The organism is Kribbella sp. NPDC050281 (genome assembly GCF_040655855.1).
GTDB lineage: Bacteria > Actinomycetota > Actinomycetes > Propionibacteriales > Kribbellaceae > Kribbella.
Window position 1 is genome coordinate 1 of sequence record NZ_JBFAKS010000078.1, and the last position, 15917, is coordinate 15917.

Annotated in this window: 16 protein-coding genes; 7 read left to right on the plus strand and 9 right to left on the minus strand. The window is 68.8% G+C overall.

What is annotated here, in order from left to right; translation table 11 throughout:
• Positions 1–128 precede the first annotated feature (128 nt).
• The gene (locus AB0I34_RS43215) at positions 129–344 is read right to left on the minus strand and encodes a hypothetical protein (protein ID WP_360458253.1); all 216 of its coding nucleotides are present in this window, start codon (positions 342–344) and stop codon (positions 129–131) included.
• 97 nt (positions 345–441) lie between these two features.
• On the opposite strand from AB0I34_RS43215, the gene AB0I34_RS43220 reads away from it, so the two are divergent.
• The gene (locus AB0I34_RS43220) at positions 442–1599 is read left to right on the plus strand and encodes a cytochrome P450 (protein WP_360458256.1); all 1158 of its coding nucleotides are present in this window, start codon (positions 442–444) and stop codon (positions 1597–1599) included.
• Positions 1600–1779: 180 nt separating this feature from the next.
• On the opposite strand, the gene AB0I34_RS43225 is transcribed toward AB0I34_RS43220, so the two are convergent.
• Both AB0I34_RS43225 and AB0I34_RS43230 read right to left on the minus strand, forming a co-directional pair.
• A complete protein-coding gene (locus AB0I34_RS43225; protein ID WP_360458259.1) occupies positions 1780–2553 on the minus strand; it encodes an ABC transporter permease in 774 nt (257 codons plus the stop codon).
• Between the two features lie 9 nt (positions 2554–2562).
• A complete protein-coding gene (locus tag AB0I34_RS43230) occupies positions 2563–3462 on the minus strand; it encodes an ATP-binding cassette domain-containing protein (RefSeq protein WP_360458262.1) in 900 nt (299 codons plus the stop codon).
• 82 nt (positions 3463–3544) lie between these two features.
• Here AB0I34_RS43230 and AB0I34_RS43235 point away from each other — a divergent pair, with 82 nt between their 5' ends.
• A complete protein-coding gene (locus AB0I34_RS43235) occupies positions 3545–4294 on the plus strand; it encodes a TetR/AcrR family transcriptional regulator (protein ID WP_360458265.1) in 750 nt (249 codons plus the stop codon).
• Here the strand turns inward: AB0I34_RS43235 and AB0I34_RS43240 are convergent.
• Both AB0I34_RS43240 and AB0I34_RS43245 read right to left on the minus strand, forming a co-directional pair.
• Positions 4282–4914 (minus strand): nucleoside/nucleotide kinase family protein, encoded by a 633-nt coding sequence (locus AB0I34_RS43240; RefSeq protein WP_360458267.1) that lies wholly within the window; start codon positions 4912–4914, stop codon positions 4282–4284. The two genes, AB0I34_RS43235 and AB0I34_RS43240, sit on opposite strands and share 13 nt — an antisense overlap.
• 10 nt (positions 4915–4924) lie before the next feature.
• Positions 4925–6295 (minus strand): FAD-dependent monooxygenase, encoded by a 1371-nt coding sequence (locus AB0I34_RS43245; protein ID WP_360458270.1) that lies wholly within the window; start codon positions 6293–6295, stop codon positions 4925–4927.
• Between the two features lie 85 nt (positions 6296–6380).
• Here AB0I34_RS43245 and AB0I34_RS43250 point away from each other — a divergent pair, with 85 nt between their 5' ends.
• Positions 6381–6989, plus strand: a complete 609-nt coding sequence (locus AB0I34_RS43250) for a TetR/AcrR family transcriptional regulator (protein ID WP_360458273.1) — start codon at positions 6381–6383, stop codon at positions 6987–6989.
• 133 nt (positions 6990–7122) lie between these two features.
• On the opposite strand, the gene ligD is transcribed toward AB0I34_RS43250, so the two are convergent.
• On the minus strand, positions 7123–8100 hold the full coding sequence (gene ligD, locus AB0I34_RS43255; RefSeq protein ID WP_360458276.1) for a non-homologous end-joining DNA ligase: 978 nt from the start codon (positions 8098–8100) through the stop codon (positions 7123–7125).
• Between the two features lie 19 nt (positions 8101–8119).
• Here ligD and AB0I34_RS43260 point away from each other — a divergent pair, with 19 nt between their 5' ends.
• On the plus strand, positions 8120–8593 hold the full coding sequence (locus tag AB0I34_RS43260) for a nuclear transport factor 2 family protein (RefSeq protein WP_360458279.1): 474 nt from the start codon (positions 8120–8122) through the stop codon (positions 8591–8593).
• Here the strand turns inward: AB0I34_RS43260 and AB0I34_RS43265 are convergent.
• Both AB0I34_RS43265 and AB0I34_RS43270 read right to left on the minus strand, forming a co-directional pair.
• Positions 8577–9722, minus strand: a complete 1146-nt coding sequence (locus tag AB0I34_RS43265; protein ID WP_360458282.1) for a branched-chain amino acid aminotransferase — start codon at positions 9720–9722, stop codon at positions 8577–8579. The two genes, AB0I34_RS43260 and AB0I34_RS43265, sit on opposite strands and share 17 nt — an antisense overlap.
• 19 nt (positions 9723–9741) lie before the next feature.
• Positions 9742–10935 (minus strand): helix-turn-helix transcriptional regulator, encoded by a 1194-nt coding sequence (locus tag AB0I34_RS43270; protein ID WP_360458285.1) that lies wholly within the window; start codon positions 10933–10935, stop codon positions 9742–9744.
• A 190-nt stretch (positions 10936–11125) separates the two neighbouring features.
• On the opposite strand from AB0I34_RS43270, the gene AB0I34_RS43275 reads away from it, so the two are divergent.
• Both AB0I34_RS43275 and AB0I34_RS43280 read left to right on the plus strand, forming a co-directional pair.
• Complete coding sequence (locus AB0I34_RS43275; protein ID WP_360458297.1) at positions 11126–11554, plus strand: hypothetical protein; 429 nt, start codon at positions 11126–11128, stop codon at positions 11552–11554.
• A 62-nt stretch (positions 11555–11616) separates the two neighbouring features.
• Positions 11617–12378, plus strand: a complete 762-nt coding sequence (locus tag AB0I34_RS43280; RefSeq protein ID WP_360458288.1) for a helix-turn-helix transcriptional regulator — start codon at positions 11617–11619, stop codon at positions 12376–12378.
• On the opposite strand, the gene AB0I34_RS43285 is transcribed toward AB0I34_RS43280, so the two are convergent.
• Entirely contained in the window at positions 12375–15386 is a 3012-nt protein-coding gene (locus AB0I34_RS43285) for a S8 family serine peptidase (protein ID WP_360458291.1), read from the minus strand. The two genes, AB0I34_RS43280 and AB0I34_RS43285, sit on opposite strands and share 4 nt — an antisense overlap.
• A gap of 251 nt (positions 15387–15637) precedes the next feature.
• Between AB0I34_RS43285 and AB0I34_RS43290 the strand changes: the two genes are divergently transcribed.
• Positions 15638–15917: hypothetical protein (locus AB0I34_RS43290; RefSeq protein WP_360458294.1), on the plus strand; the 280-nt coding region annotated here is incomplete at its 3' end.

Sequence of the window (15917 nt, forward strand, 5' to 3'; positions counted from 1 at the left end):
AGTCGGCGCACGAGATCCTCGCCGGCGCGGACGTCCTCGGCGCGCAGCCGGGCTCCCAGAGTGCGGCATGGATGTCCCTGCGGGGACAGCAGCGGCCGACGGTGTTTGTGGAGCGACCTGAGCGGGTGTCAGGCGGCTTGCGGGACGCGGGTGCGGTTCTTGGCGGCCCACACGGCCCGGCGCAGTTGGGCCTTGTCCGGGTAGCCGGCCGCGCGGCCGATCACATAGACGTCGTGGCTTCGCATGTTGACCATGCCGGCGACGTACCAGACCGGGCTGCCCTCGGCGAGCATGGTGACGATCATGGTGCGGACGGTGCTGTCGGTGGTGGCGGTGGTGTTCATTCTGACCCTCTCCTTTGGTCGCTCTCACTGATACGTCGGAGAAGAGGGCCCGGAATCGACACACCTCGACAAACTTTTCTGCCGGTATTTTGGGCCGGTGACGATCACGCCGAGCGATCCGTACGCCGCCTACTCCGCCCTCCGCCGATCCGGACCCGTGCACCGTGTCGCCGGCCCCGACGGCAGCCCTTCCTGGCTCGTCACCCGGTACGACGACGTCCGCCGGGCACTCGCGGATCCGCGACTGTCCGTCGACAAGCGCAACGCCCTCCCCGGCAACTACCGCGGTCTCAACCTGCCACCCGCCCTCGACGCCAACCTGCTCAACATGGACCCGCCGGACCACACCCGGATCCGCTCCCTCGTCACCCGCGCCTTCACGCCCGGCCGGATCGAGTCGCTTGCCGCGCCCATCCGCCGTACCGCGGACGACCTGCTGGCTCCCGTCGTACGTCGCGGGCAGGCCGACCTGGTCGCGGAGTACGCCGCGCCGCTGCCGATCACGGTGATCTGCGACCTGCTCGGCGTACCCGAGGATGCGCGCACCGACTTCCGTGCGTGGACGGACACGATGCTCGCGCCGCCGGGACCGGACGAGGCGCGGGCCGCGATCGGGGCGATGCTGCGGTTCTTCGCCGGACTGATCGAGGGCAAGCGGTCGGTCCCGGGTGACGACCTGGTCAGTGACCTGATCGCCGCGCGGGACGATGACGATCGCCTCAGCGACGACGAGCTGACCTCGCTGATCTTCCTGATCCTGTTCGCCGGGTACGAGAACGTCGTCCACCTGATCGGGAACGCGACGCTCGCCCTGCTCGAAGGGCCGGCCATGTGGGAGCGGCTGCGGTCCGACCGGTCGCAGCTCCCGGCCGCGGTCGATGAGCTGATGCGGTACGACGGCCCGGCGCCGCTGGCGATCAGACGGTTTCCGGTCGAGGACGTGGAGATCGATGGCGTGGTGATTCCGGCGGGGGAGACAGTCCTGCTCGGGATCTCTTCGGCGAACCGGGACGCGGAGCGCTTCCCTGATCCGGACCGGGTCGACTTCGATCGTGCGGTCGGCGGACACCTTGCTCTGGGGCACGGGATTCACTACTGCCTCGGTGCGCCGTTAGCGCGGTTGGAGATCGCGATCGCGCTGGAGGCGCTGCTGGATCACGTGCCCGGTCTGCACCTCGGCGTACCGCGGAGTGACCTGCGCTGGCGGGACTCGATCCGCACGCGCGGTCTGCACGCGCTGCCGGTCATGTGCTGAAAACGCTGCTCGTCTTCTGACAAAACGAAGCGCCCCGGTCAATGACCGGGGCGCTTGTCCGTGTGGGTCCCGGGGGGAGTGGGACCACCACACGTTGGGGGGACTTCGACACTAACCCGAGCGAGGGGTCAGTTCCGAATCCTTTCGAACACGTTTCGGTCAACGGAGTGGAACTTGCGATCAGCGGCTCGTCCGGCGCCGGTACAAAGACGTCGCCAATGTGAACGAGAACAGGAGTAGACCACAACACCACGCGAGTGCGATCCAGCCGTTGTTCTCCAGTGGTGCGCCGATCAGAAAGCTGCGCACGGTCTCGATCACCGGCGTGATCGGCTGGTGTTCACTGATCGGCCGCAACCATGACGGCATCGTCTCCGGCTGGACGAACGCACTGCTCAGGTACGGCAGGAACAACATGAAGAAGCTCAACGTGCTGGCCGACTCCACCGACTTGGCGATCACGCCGAGACCGGCCGCCAGCCACGACAATGCGAGCACGTAGAGAAGGAGCAAGCCGATCGCGGCCAGCCATTCGCCGGCGTTCGCCGAAGGCCGGAACCCCATCGCCAGTGACGCGAGTACGACGATCGCCGTCGACACGGAGTTACGGGCGACGCTCGCGGTGACGTGCCCGGTCAGCACGGCGAAGCTGCGGATCGGCAACGAGCGCAGGCGGTCGATCATCCCGCTGTGCATGTCATCCGCGACCACCATCGCCGTCGACGAAGCGCCGTACCCGGTGGTGAGCAGGAGGATGCCCGGCACGACATAGTTGATGTACTCCGTGCCGGTACTGATCGCGCCACCGAAGACGTACACGAACAGGCACATCATCAGCAGGGGGAGCAGGATCGAGACGAACAACGTCTCGACGTTGCGCCGGGACAGCCGGACACTGCGGTCGATCATCGTCACCGTGTCCGAGAACGCGGCGGCGACTCCGTGATGGGACATGGCGGACTCCTAGGCGGTGAGGGCGAGGAAGACGTCGTCGAGGGTCGGCCGGTGCGACGAGACGCGCTCGGGCCGCAGACCGTTGTCGCGCAGTACGTCGAGCACGTGGTGCAGGTGGGCCGCCGTACCGTCGGACGGAATGTTCAGCACGAGATCATCGGCGACGCCGTCCAGTACTCCGGTTGCCTTGAGCAACTGCACCTCGTCGGCGAAGCGGAGCTCGATGCGTTCGCCGCCGATCTGGGTCTTGAGTTCGTCGGCGGTGCCGGTGGCGACGATCCGGCCGTGGTCGAGCAGCACGATCCGGTCGGCCAGCCGGTCCGCCTCCTCGAGGTACTGCGTGGTGAGCAGGATCGTGGTCCCGTCCCGGACCAGTTCGCCGATCACGTCCCACATCGTCGACCGGCTGGCCGGGTCGAGTCCGGTGGTCGGCTCGTCCAGGAAGATCACCCGCGGCCGCGCGATCAGGCTCATGGCCAGATCGAGCCGCCGCCGCATCCCGCCGGAGTACGTCTTCACGCGCCGGTCCATCGCGTCGGTCAGCCCGAACCGCTCCAGCAGTTCGCCGGTACGTCGACGTGCGGCGGGCCGGCCCAGATGCATCAACCGGCCGACCATGACCAGGTTCTCCCGGCCGGTCTGGTTCTCGTCCACCGCGGCGTACTGCCCGGTCAGGCTGATCACCCCGCGAACCTGGGCCGGCTCGCGCAGGACGTCGTACCCGCCGATGGTCGCTCCGCCGTCGTCCGGCCTGGTCAGCGTGGTCAGGATCCGCACGATGGTGGTCTTGCCGGCGCCGTTCGGCCCGAGCAGCGCGTGCACGGACCCCTCCGGCACCCGTAGGTCGACCCCGCTGAGCACCTCCGTCGCGCCGTAGGACTTCCGCAGCCCGGTTGCCTCGACGATCATCGTCCCCTCCCTACTGCGTATCGAATACGCTAAATAGCGTAGCAGATACGCTATATCGCTCGGCAAGCCCTAAACTGAGGCGGTGGAGAAGAACGAGTTGCCTCCGGACGTGGCACTGATGTGGCGGTTGCGGGAGGCGCCGCGGCGGGGACCGAAGCCGTCGCTGTCCCTCGACGACATCGTCCGGGCCGCGATCGAGATCGCCGATGCGGACAACGATCTGGGCGCGGTCTCGATGGCACGTGTCGCCGAGCGACTCGGCAACTCGACCATGGCGCTCTACCGGCACGTGAAGAGCAAGGACGACCTGCTCGTGCTGATGTCGGACGCGGCGATCGAGCGCCCGGACCCGATGCCCGAGGGGGTCGACTGGCGGACCGGGCTGACGTTCTGGGCGGACAACGTGCTGGCCGCCATCCGCAAGCACCGGTGGTACGCGAAGATCCCGATCTCCGGTCCGCCGGCCGGCCCGAACAACCTCGCCTGGTTCGACGCCGCGCTCGGCGTACTGAACGGCACCGGTCTGCCGGAGGAGGCGAAGGTCGGTGTGGTGATGGGCCTGATCACCTACGTGCAGGGTCAGATCCGGGTCGCCTTCGACCTGGCCGCGGGGTACGACGAGAATCCGGCGGCGTTCCAGCAGTTCGGTGCCACCCTCAGGCAGGTGGCCGACCCGCGGCAGTACCCGGCCGTCGCCCGGTTGGTCGAGGCCGGCGTCTTCGACGAGGTGGGCAATTTCGAGGACGAGAGCGACCAGGACTTCGATTTCGGTCTGCAGCTCTACCTGGATGGTGTGGCGGCCTACATCGATCGGGTCTGTCAGGACAAGTGAATGACCGCGTCGGCCGCCGGCGCGGTCGCCGCGATCAGTCGCGCGTTGCGTTCGTCGGTGCCGTAGGTGCGTTCGTGCGCTTCCTCGGCCGACCTGCCGTACCGCCGGTGCCGCGCCTCGAGCCGTTCGCGCCGCAGCTGTTCGGGCACCTCGACGTACCAGCACTCGTCGAGCAATGTGCGGAGGGTTGCCCAGGGTTGTCGGTCGAACAGCAGGTAGTTGCCTTCGGTCACGACCAGGGTGACGTCGGGTCCGACTCCGATGCTGGCGGCAATCGAATCCTCGAGCCCGCGGTCGAAGCGTGGCGCCCAGATCTGCTCGTCCGGTGACTCCTTCAACCTCTTGAGCAAGGCAACGAACCCGTACCCGTCGAAGGTGTGCGGCGCACCCTTCACTTCGGCCAGCCCGAGCTCGACCAGGACCGACTGCGCGAGGTGGTAGCCGTCCATCGGCACCAGCGCGACCCGGTGCCCGTCACCGATGAGCTTCGCGGTCAGCTGCTCGGCGTACGTCGACTTGCCGGCCGCGGGAGCTCCGGTGATCCCCAGGATCTGCCGCCGCCCCCGCGTCGCGAGTCCGACAGCGCGGTCGTAGGCGGCGGCCGAATCCAGGGTCTCCACCTTGGCGATCCTAGGCGAGATATCCGTCGGAGCGGACGAGGATCTCGTCGCCGTCCTCGGCGTGGTAGTAGGTGAAGGCCTCGGGGCTGGTGTACGCCGCGCTGCCGTCGCGACCGATGTCGACGGTGTGCTCGTCGGTCGCTGGGGTGGTGGGGGAGAAGCGGAGCACGGTGGTGTGCGGGCCGCGGAAGAGGTCGAACAGGCGCAGCTTGTTGCCCGAGGCATCTACCAATGGGGCGTCCGGTGCGCGGTCGCCGGAGGTGATGGCGCGAGTGTCCGAGAGGGCGCGGTAGGAGACGTCGAGCTGGCGGGTGTTCTCGCCGCGCTCCATCGCCGACTCGTCGCCGTCGACATGCTTCTGCATCAGCTCTCCGCTGATCCCAAGCACGCGAGCCGCGTTGGTCCGGCGCTCGGTCTCGTACGTCGCCAGCACCTCTTCGCGTCCGTCGGCCAGCTTCCAGCCGAGGTTGTACGCGTCCTGGACGCCGGTGTTGAGGCCCTGACCACCGGTCGGCGGGTGCACGTGCGCGGCGTCGCCGGCGATGAAGACCCGTCCGACCCGGAATCGCTCGGCCAACCGGACGTTCGGCCGCCAGACGGTCGACCAGGTCAGATCCCGCAGCTTCGCCACGCCCGGACCGGCGTACCGATCGACCAGCGCCTGCAGGCCCTCCAGCGAGGTGTCGGCGTCGTCGGAGTCGAGCGGGGCACCGAACTGGAACTGGTCCCCGCCCGCCAGCGGTGTCAGGGCGATCCCCGACATCGGGTTGTCCTTACCGGCGAACCAGTAGCCGGAGTCGTGGTTCAGGCCGTCGGCCGCGACGTCCCCCAGGAGGGTGCGGATCGACTCGTCGGTGGTGCCCTCGAAGGCGAACCCGAGGTGCTTGCGGACGAAGCTCCGGCCGCCGTCGGCACCGACAAGGTACTGCGCGTCGACCATCTCGCCGGTGGAGAGTTGGGCGGTCACCGAGTCGGAGTCCTGGGTGAACCCGACGATCGCGGTGTCCAGTTCGACCTGAACGCCGTACTCGGCGAGCTTGTCGCGCAGGATCTTCTCGGTGCGCGACTGGCCGAGCATCCAGGCGTTCGGGTACGGGATGTCCGGGCTGGGCTCGAGGATCGGTGCCATCCGGCGCTCGTCGACCGGCGTGCCGTCCAGGTAGATCTTCATGGTCGGAAGCGACCGGCCCTGCCGCAGGATCTCGTCGATGACACCGAGGTCGTCGAACACCTCGAGGGTCCGCGGCTGCAGACCGTCGCCGCGCGAGCCGTTGAAGAACTCGGTCGCCTTGTCGATCAGCCGGACGGCGATGCCACGCCGGGCCAGGTCGATCGCCAGCGTCAATCCGGTCGGGCCCGCCCCTGCGATCAGAACTGTCATGATCTGGTCTCCTTGACTGAATTATGATTCACTGAATTCAGATTCACTATGAACGTGACTAGGGTTCGGTGTCAAGGAGGTTGTCGTGACCGACACGGTGAGCCGCCGGGAACGGGCGGCCGGGACCGGGGCCGCGCTGAAGCAGGCGGCCCGGGAGGTGTTCGCCGAGCGCGGGTACCTGAACACGAAGATCACCGACATCACCGCGGCCGCGGGCCGGGCGACGGGATCCTTCTACAACCACTTCGCGGGCAAGGAGGAACTGCTCGAGGCGCTGCTCAGGGACATGCTCGCGGAGGCCGACGAAACGATCGCCGACGTCGCCGGCCATGACGCGGACTTCAGCAAGATCTCAGCGATCCGCTGGCACGTGGCCGCGTTCTGGCAGTTCTATCAGCAGCACCTGCCGGAGATGATCGCGGTGAAACAGGCCGCGATGGTCGACCCGGAGCTCGGCCGGCGGCTGCAGCAGATCATGGCCGACGACGACGCCCACATGATCGAGCACTTCGCGCATCTGCCTAATCCACCGGCCGAACCGCTCGTGCAGATCTCCGCGATGAACGCGCTGATGGAAGGCTTCGCCTACACCTGGCTGGTCGTCAACCCTGCCAACGGCCAGACCATCCCGGACGAAACCGCCATCGACACGCTGACCAACCTCCTCCACCACGGCCTGGCTGGGAGGCAGTAGCCGCGGCGGACCTGTGGCACTCACCAAGTCCGTCGGCTCAGCCTCGGTCAGGCTGGGTCGTGAGCTGACGAGGCCGGACCGAGGACGTTGGTGAGTGGGGCAGGTCCGGGTCGCTCCACGCGGCGGCTGGTGGCTAGTCCTCCGGCGGGGGTGGCTCCTCGGCGCCTTCGCGTTCGTCGCGGGCGGCCCACTCGAGCAGGGTGTCGAGTGAGTAGACGTTGTCGTCGATCGTCTCGTGCAGGTCGCCGAGCTCGGCGAAGCGGGCCGGCACTGTCTCGATGGTGAACTCGCGTGGGTCCACGTCGTCCACCTCGTCCCAGCGGATCGGGGTCGAGACTGTGCCCTCAGGGTTACCGCGGACCGAGTACGCGGCCGCGATCGTGTGGTCGCGCGCGTTCTGGTTGAAGTCGACGAACAGCTTCTTCGGGTCGCGGTCCTTGCGCCACCACGTCGTCGTCACATCGTCCGGTGCGCGTCGCTCGACCTCCCGCGCGAACGCCAGGGCGGCCCGGCGTACGTCGGAGAATCCGTACGTCGGCTCGACCCGGACGTAGATGTGGATCCCCGACCCGCCTGACGTTTTCGGATAACCGACCGCTCCGAGGTCGTCGAGGACCTCGTGCGCGACGTGGGCGACCCGGCGTACCCGGTCGAAGGGGCAGTCCGGCATCGGGTCGAGGTCGATCCGCCATTCGTCCGGCTTCTCGGTGTCGGCGCGGCGGGAGTTCCACGGGTGGAACTCGACGGTGGACATCTGCACGGCCCAGGCCACGTGCGCGATCTCGGTCACGCACAGCTCGTCGGCGGTCCGGTTGTACCGCGGGAACTTCACCCGGACGGTCTCCATCCACGGCGGCGCGCCGTGCGGCAGCCGCTTCTGGTGCACCTTCTCGCCGGCGACGCCCTCCGGGAACCGGTGCAGCATGCACGGCCGCTCCCGCAGCGCGCGGACGATCCCGTCACCCACCGACAGGTAGTACTTCACCAGATCGAGCTTCGTCTCCCCGCGAGCAGGAAAGTAGACCCGATCCGGATTCGAGATCCGCACCGTCCGCTCGCCCACCTCCAACTCGACCGCCGGAGACTTCGCCTTCCCCTTGGACTCAGCCATAGGCTCAACCTAACTGCCCGTGCCGACAGGAGCCATCGACTCCGCGCTGGAGGACCAGGTGTCCGACACTGTTCTGCTGCCACGAGAGGTGCTGGAGCGCTTCCAGCAGTCGTCGATCGACAAGTCGATCGACGAGATGCTCGACCTCTACGCCGAGGACGCGGTCTACGAGTTCCCGTTCACCCCGCCGGGTATGCCGTCGCGTCTGGACGGGCGTGCGGAGATCCGCGGCTTCCTGGAGGCGAACTGGGAGTCGGCCCCGCTGCGCTACCAGGCCTACCGCAACGTCGTGGTGCACGAGACTTCTGACCCGGAAGTGATCATCGTCGAGCAGGACGCGACCGGCACGGTCACGACGACCGGCCGCGCCGTCACCCTGCCGAATATCGTCGTCCTGAGAGTCCGGGACGGCCGGATCGTGCACATCCGGGACTACGTGAACGTTCTGGCCGCGGCCGAAGCCATCGGGCTACAGATCACGCCAGACGTGTGAGCCAGCCGCGGGGGTCGGGGGTGCGGCCGTACTGCAGGTCGAGGAGGGTGGCGCGGATGGACTTGGTGACTGGGCCTACGCCGAGGTCGACAGTGTGGTCGCCGATGGTCAGGTCGCCGTCGGGCCAGGCGACGCGGCCGATCGGGGTGATCACCGCGGCGGTGCCGGAGGCGAACACCTCGGTGATCTCACCGCTGCGTACACCGTCCTTCCACTCGTCCGCGGAGATCCGGCGCTCCTCGACCTCGTGCCCGAGATCGGCGGCCAGCTCCAGCACCGAGGCGCGGGTGACCCCTTCGAGGATCGATCCGTTCAGCTCCGGGGTCGCGATGCGGCCGTCGGCGTACACGAAGAACATGTTCATGCTGCCGATCTCCTCGAGCCACTTGTGAGCGGCGGCATCGACGAAGGCGACCTGCTCGCAACCGTTGGCCACAGCCTCGGCCAGACCGGCCAGGCTGGCCGCGTAGTTGCCGCCGCACTTGGCCGCGCCGGTGCCACCCGGCGTCGCGCGGATGGTCGAGGTGGTCAGCCAGATGGAGACCGGCTTCGGACCAGTGTCGAAGTACGGGCCTGCCGGCGACGCGATGACCCCGAACAGCACCTCGCGTGCCGGTCGCACGCTCAGCGCCGCCTCGGTGGCGATCATGTACGGGCGCAAGTACAGGCTGGTCTCGCCGTCCTCGGCAGACGGCACCCACGGCTCGTCAACCGTCACCAGCGCGCGCAGGGCGGAGATGAACGCCTCCTCCGGCACCTGCGGCAGTGCGAGTCGCTCAGCGCTCTTGAGGAACCGAGTCGCGTTGCGATCCGGGCGGAACGCCCACACCGACCCGTCGGCATGCCGGTACGCCTTCAGACCCTCGAAGATCTCCTGTGTGTAGTGCAGTACGGCGGCAGCCGGGCTCACACTGAGCGGTGCGAACGCCGTGACCTTCGGGTCGTGCCAGCCCCGGTCGTCCGTCCAGTTGGCTACCACCATGTGGTCCGTGAACGACTGCCCGAAGGCAGGCTTGGCGAGAATCACCGAGCGCGCCTCCGCACTCGCCGGATCACTCCGCAACTCGACCGCGAAGTCCCACCCGCTGGTCACCGTCGTGCTCTGCGTTTCACTCGTCACCCGCTGCACGCTACTCCCGGGTCATGCCTCACCACGACCCGCTGCCCACACTGCGGCCGGTCGCGTACGTACGCCGCTCCACCAGAACCTCCAGATCCCGCACTGCTGCCAGCCCCGGCTCCCGGTCCCGCGCGGCGGCCAGCACTCGGCGGGCCTCGTCGTACAGGTAATAGGTGTGCCACTCATCCGGGAGCTCGACCAGCTCCCGCATGGCCAGCGCCAGACCAGCCGCGACCTCACCTTCCAAGGCCAGGCACTCGGCCAGCGCCAACTCCAACTGCGCCCGCTCTGCGACTCTCTGCTCGGGGCACAGCTCCAGGGCGCGCCCCAGCATCAGGCAGCCCGCAGTCCCGTACCCCAGGCTCGCGCAGACTCTGCCCTCCGCGGCATGCACCTCGTACGCCGCGAGGTCGCCCAGAGGACTCGTGGTTGCCGGGGGCAACGCATCGGAACAGTTCAGCAGCTCCTGCAGGGCACGGTGTGCTTCGGACCGTCGGCCCAGCTGGGCCAGCACCCGCGCCCGCACAGCATGAGCCTGTACGCCGCTGGCCGGGATCCTCTGTGCGAGCGCCAAGGACTCCTCCGCCAGCTCCAGCAGCTGCGGCAGCGGTCGCCGCTCCGCGAGCCCACTGATGGCCTCCCTCGCGCGCACCAGGCTCCGCATCGAAACCTCGCCGGAGCTGTCCGCGAACGCCCGGCCCGCCGACCACCAACGCCTCGCCGCGCGCAGCTCGCCAAGCCCGGTCAGTGTCTCGGCGACCAGGACGCTCAGCTCAGCCGCCCGCACTCCGAAGCCGTCCGATCCCTGTGCCTGCAGTAGCTGAAGGTCTGCCAGGAGCTCCGGCAGCAGCCGAGCCGGCGGAACACTGCGAACGTCGCCAGTCGCCTCCACGCGGTCCACACCGGCGAGAGCGCTGGTCAGCCCGTCCCACACTGCCGCCAACGAAGCGGCCGGTCGACCCGAGACGACCGGACGCACTGCTGCAGGCCGCTCGGGGTGTGCCCGCAGGTAGGTCCCGGTCAGCCGACTGCCGGTGCCGAGCTCGCGATCGCAGAAACGGGCCAGGTCGGCAGAGCCTGGTCTCCGGCCACGCTCCACCTGCGACAAGTAGCTGTGGTCGTAGCCGACCCGCGCTGCCAGCTGCCGCAGACTCAAGCCGGCCGCCTGCCTGCACTGCCGCAACTCCCGGCCGAACCCTGATACAGGCGCTGCCTCAGCCACAGGATCACCCCCGTCCGCTCACTGCCACACCTGGTGGTTGCGGTGCGTGTCCAGAAACTACAAGCCCCCACCGACAAAACCAGTCCCAGCAGTTCGGCCGGTTGTGAGGGGGTGTGGGCTGTTCTCACAGCCCACAGACCACACCTGTTGTGGGCAGCGCGTGCTGGGCGATTCTGCAGAGGTGAACACGATGCAGCGGCAGGCTCGCCTCTTCCGGTTGGTACGCCACACCGACGTCTCCGGCGTGCGCGGCACAGGCACCCTGGCCGAAGGTGTGGAGTGGTCCGACGGCACCGTCGCCCTCCGGTGGCGCGGCCGCTGGCCCGGAACGTCCACCTGGGACGGTGGGATCGAGGCTCTGCTGGCGATTCACGGTGCCGGTGGACGCACCCAGGTCCACTGGTTCCCGGCCAAGCCGGCCCGGGCCACGGCCACGGCCACGACACCGGCCAGGACCACGTCGGCCACGGCGACGACGTTGGGCAGTGCCGCACCGGCCACGGGTCAAGCGGTCCGGCGCGAGGACTCGGTGGAAACCGTGTGGTTGCCGGCGCCGGGGCTGGACGGCCTGTGTTCGCGCTGCGGCCAGCTGTGGCCTTGTCTCAGCTGCGGTCCCTGACCGGGTGCCCCTGCGCTGATCCGGTTTAGTGTGAGTTCGTTTGGGTTCGGCCGGGTGGAGGGATGGCGATGGTGGCGGACGAGGTTGTTGATCCGCTGGACGAGTTGGATGCCCAGTTGGCGCGGCTGCGGGGCGTCGCCGACGAACTGCGTGGTGCCCGCGGGACTCCGGTGCTGGAGGGCAATCAGATCGAGCTGATCGAGGACGGTCCGACTCTGCTGCGGGCGTACGAGGAGCTGCAGAGGAACTCCACCCGCCAGGTCCGGGTGCTGGACCGGCCGCCGTACGCGACGCCGCCGTCCACCCAGCAGAAGCTGGAGCTGGAGCGGCTCGCCGACGGGATCGAGTACCGGGCGATCTACGGCACCGAGGTGTTCGAGTCCGAGGACATCATGGGCGTGCTGCCGGAGTTGCAGGCGGCGGGCGAAGTCGGTCGGGTGCTGGCGCAGGTCCCGATGAAGATGGCGGTCGGCGACGACGACACCGCGCTGATCGGGCTGACCAAGCGGGCGCCGGCCGAGTCGAACCTGCTGATCCGCTCCTCCGGACTGCTTGACGGGTTGATCGCGACGTTCGAGATGCTGTGGGCCCTGGCGATCCCGATGCCGGCGCTCCTGGCGAACGGCGAGGTGCCGGCACTGCGGGCGCCGGACCGGGACATCCTGCTGTTGCTCGCGGGTGGCGCGACCGACGACATGATCAGCCGACGGTTGCGGATCAGTCCGCGGACGACCCAGCGCCGGGTCCGCGCGCTGATGGAGTCGCTCGGCGCGCAGACCCGGTTCCAGGCGGGCGTTCAAGCCGCCCGCCGCCGCTGGATCTAGTTCACCGTCACCACCGTCCCGGCGCGGTTCGGGAACTCGACGAACCCGGTGGAGCGCTGATCAGTGCGGACTCCCGACCAGGACGCCGTGACCTGGAACGGCTTGCCGGCGGCCGGTGCCACCGACGGCGTCACCTTGAGGGCGTTGCCACCGGTCACGACGTTGGTCTGCATCGTGTACTTCGTGGTGTCGGCACCCGGCGGGTTCGACAGGGTGATGGCGAGCACGCCCCAGACGCCGGGCGAGGGAGCCGCCACCGTCGCGGAGGCCTGGTTCGCTCCGGTGCCTTCGAAGGAGAGCAGTTGCATCTGGCCGTTCACGACCTTGTAGAGCACCATCCAGATGCTGCCGGCCGGGTCGACCGTCTTGATGTTCCACTGCACAGCCTTGGTGCCGGCGGTCACGGTGACCGGGTAGTTCGGCAGGTCCGCGTCAGCAGCTCCCGCCGGTACCTCGCCCGGGACCTGGGGCGCCGACGCGAAGCCGTACGCGTGGATCGGCGTACCGGCTTTGCCGGCCGTGACGTCGAAGGAGACCGAGCCGGCCGCGCCGGAGCCGGTGACGTTGGTCGGTGCGATGACCGAGGTCGGGACGACCGCGATCGGGCTGCGGACCGACGTACCGGCACCCTGCCAGGTCAGCCAGCCGCTGGTGGTGTCGTGCGACGGGGCGGTGTCCTGGGTCAGCTTGACGGTGAAGGACTTCGTCTGCCCGGCCTGCAGGTTCAGGATCGACGGAGTGACGACAGCCTTCATGCCGGGGACGGACACGGTCGCGCGGTACAGACCGCCCTTCACCGCGGTGACGCGGCGGGTGACAGTCTGCGTGCCGACCATCTCGCCGACCGCGATCGACGGTGCGTTGTAGTTGCTGGGGTCGATCGCGGGTACGCCGGTGCCGGTGTTGACACCGCTGCCCTCCAGATAGCCGAGCCAGTCGACGTCACCGGAGTCGTAGACGAGACCCGGGTCGAGCATGCGCGACGGCTGGACCTCGCCGGCGCCTCGCGCGAACGGATCGTTGTCGACAGCGCCGCTGGCGGTCTTGACGTCGCTGGTGGTCGTCATGAGCGCCGACTTGACCATCATCGGAGTCCAGTCAGGGTGCTTGGCCAGGTAGAGAGCAGCCAGGCCGGCGATGTGCGGTGCGGCCATCGACGTACCGGAGAGGAAGGCGTAGCTGTGTCCGCCGTTGCTGGGCGGTGCCACCGCGGCCAGGACGTTCACACCCGGCGCGGCAAGGTCTGGCTTCAACAGGTCGCCATGGCTCGACAGCGACGGGCCGCGCGAGGAGAAGTCCGCCATCTGCGGGTACGGCGTGGTCTGTGCCGTCAGGTTGCCGGGCACAAGCTGCGCGGTGGCTCCGGCAGTACCGGCGTACGCCTTCACAGACAGCGAGCCCGGGGTGTTGAGGTGCACGGTCGGTACCGCGTGCGAGTCAGCCACCATGTCCTGATCGGTCAGGTTCAGCAGCACCATGCCGACGCCACCTGCGCGCTTGACCTCGGCCGACTTGTCGACCCGGGCTCCGACGCCTCTGTCGCACACCACGATGTTCCCGGCGGCCTTGGCCGAGTCGAGCGTGTTCGGCAGACACTGCGAACCGTCGTACTCGGTCGCCGACTCCACACGGGAGGCAGCACCGGTGACGAGCGACTTGGGGCCGACCGTCGTCGCGATGGAGGTGCTCAGCCCGGCGTACTTCTCGCCGTTGCCGAGGACCACAGTCGCGTCGTACGGCGCCACTGTGCTCGCGCCGACCGTGGTCACCCACGGAGAGGTGTTGTCGAGCGACGACGGCTCCGGACCGGAGTTGCCGCCTGCTGCGGAGACGAAGATGCCGGCGGAGGCCGCGGACAGGAAGGCGAGCTGTACCGGGTCCGTGTGTGCGGACTCGAAGATCGAGCCGACCGAGTAGTTGATCACGTCGACGCCGTCGGCGACGGCCTGGTCGATCGCGGCGAGGATGTCGGACGTGTAGCCGCCCGAGCCGACACCGCCCTTGCCGGTCCACAACGCCTTGTAGACGGCGATCTTGGCGGCCGGAGCAACGCCGGAGATCGTGCCGAAGTTGATGCCGCTCTCCGCGACGTCCACACCGGCGCGGCCGGCCGCAGTGGTCGCGGTGTGCGTGCCGTGGCCTTCACCGTCGCGCGGGGAGGCGTAGTCGGCGCGGGCCTCGGGCGGAGTGGCGCCGAGCCACGCGTCGCCGAAGTACTTGGCGCTGATGAGCTTGGTGTTGCACAGGTCGGCGGTGAAGTCTTCGCCGGCCTCGCAGGAGCCGGTGAAGTCGTTGCCGTCGGCCTTGTGCATGACGATGTTGTCGCCGGAGCGGTACGGCTGGTACGGGTCGGCCGCAGTGGCGGGCGTGGTGCCCAGCTTCGGTCCGGACAGTGAGGCGCTCTCCGGCCAGATGCCGGTGTCGACGACGCCGACCACGACGCCCTTGCCGGCTTCGGCGTTGCCGCCGAGCGCGGACCAGACGCCGTTCTTGCCGGACAGTTTGAGGAAGTCGGTGGGCTTCTTGTCGTCCAGGGCTTGGTGCAACTGGTCCGGAGTGACCGCGACGACGCCTGGTGTCTTGCTGAGCTCGCTGACCTGCCGGCTGCTCAGGTTGGCGGCGAATGCGTTGACCGCGGTCGAGTAGTGCCGGGTCGCCTTCGCGCCGACCGTCGCAGCGACCGTGTTCTGGCGGCTGTCGAGCCAGTTGCTGTAGCGCTTCGAGTCGGGGTTCGCGGTGTCGACCTTGTGGCCCTTGGCCGGCTTGGTGGCCTTCAGCCCGGCCACACCACCGGAGTACGTCGCCAGCGGCTTGTCGGCCAGCGTCACGACGTACCGGCCGGGGGCGAAGTGGGGCAGTCGCATCGAGGTGGCGAGATCGTCCGGTGGCGGCGAGCCGGGCGCGGGCGCCGTGGTGACGGCGTTCCCGGCCGGCGCCGCGAAGGCGGCGGTGCTGAGGACGGCGGCCGCGATCAGCGCGGTCCGTCGACGCAAGGACAGGTGGTTCACGCGATTCCTCCAGTGCTGGAGGGACGGGCGGATGTGCGTCCCTCAGGTCCTGACCGCGGCTGTCGCCCCGGCCGCCCGCCCCCGAGCCCGGACGCGGAAGAGCCTGCCAACCCACGGCCCGGCCCGCGTTGTACAGCGCCCAGTGCAGGTCGCCGGTCCCGCCGGGAGCCACCGGGGTGTTGTCGGCGTAGTCGGCGTAGACGTCCCGGGCGACCGCGGTCAGGTCGAGGCCGCGGGGAACCGCCTCGACGTTGACGGTCTGGGTGTTGTTCGCCGCGTTCGGGTCGGCGGTCACCGCGTTCACCGTGACGGTGAACGAGCCCGCGGAACCCTTGCGCTTCGGGGTGGCGGCGAACAGGGCCGGGAAGTCCGTCACCGTCGTACCGTTGGCCAGCTCGCCGAGTTCACAGGTGACCTTGGTCGGCCCGTCCTCCTCGCAGCCCGGCCCGGACGGCAGGCCGAAGAACAGCACGTTCTGGTCGATGTTGCCGGCGTCGATGGTGACCTTCACGCCCTGCGCGGCGTCGGGCC

Excerpts from the sequence above, each read along its gene's own strand:
- AB0I34_RS43280 (WP_360458288.1), top strand. The coding sequence starts at position 11,617 with ATGGCGATGGTGGCGGACGAGGTTGTTGATCCGCTGGACGAGTTGGAT.
- AB0I34_RS43245 (WP_360458270.1), bottom strand. The coding sequence starts at position 6,295 with ATGACAGTTCTGATCGCAGGGGCGGGCCCGACCGGATTGACGCTGGCG.
- AB0I34_RS43215 (WP_360458253.1), bottom strand. The coding sequence starts at position 344 with ATGAACACCACCGCCACCACCGACAGCACCGTCCGCACCATGATCGTC.
- AB0I34_RS43230 (WP_360458262.1), bottom strand. The coding sequence starts at position 3,462 with ATGATCGTCGAGGCAACCGGGCTGCGGAAGTCCTACGGCGCGACGGAG.
- ligD (WP_360458276.1), bottom strand. The coding sequence starts at position 8,100 with ATGGCTGAGTCCAAGGGGAAGGCGAAGTCTCCGGCGGTCGAGTTGGAG.
- AB0I34_RS43225 (WP_360458259.1), bottom strand. The coding sequence starts at position 2,553 with ATGTCCCATCACGGAGTCGCCGCCGCGTTCTCGGACACGGTGACGATG.
- AB0I34_RS43275 (WP_360458297.1), top strand. The coding sequence starts at position 11,126 with ATGCAGCGGCAGGCTCGCCTCTTCCGGTTGGTACGCCACACCGACGTC.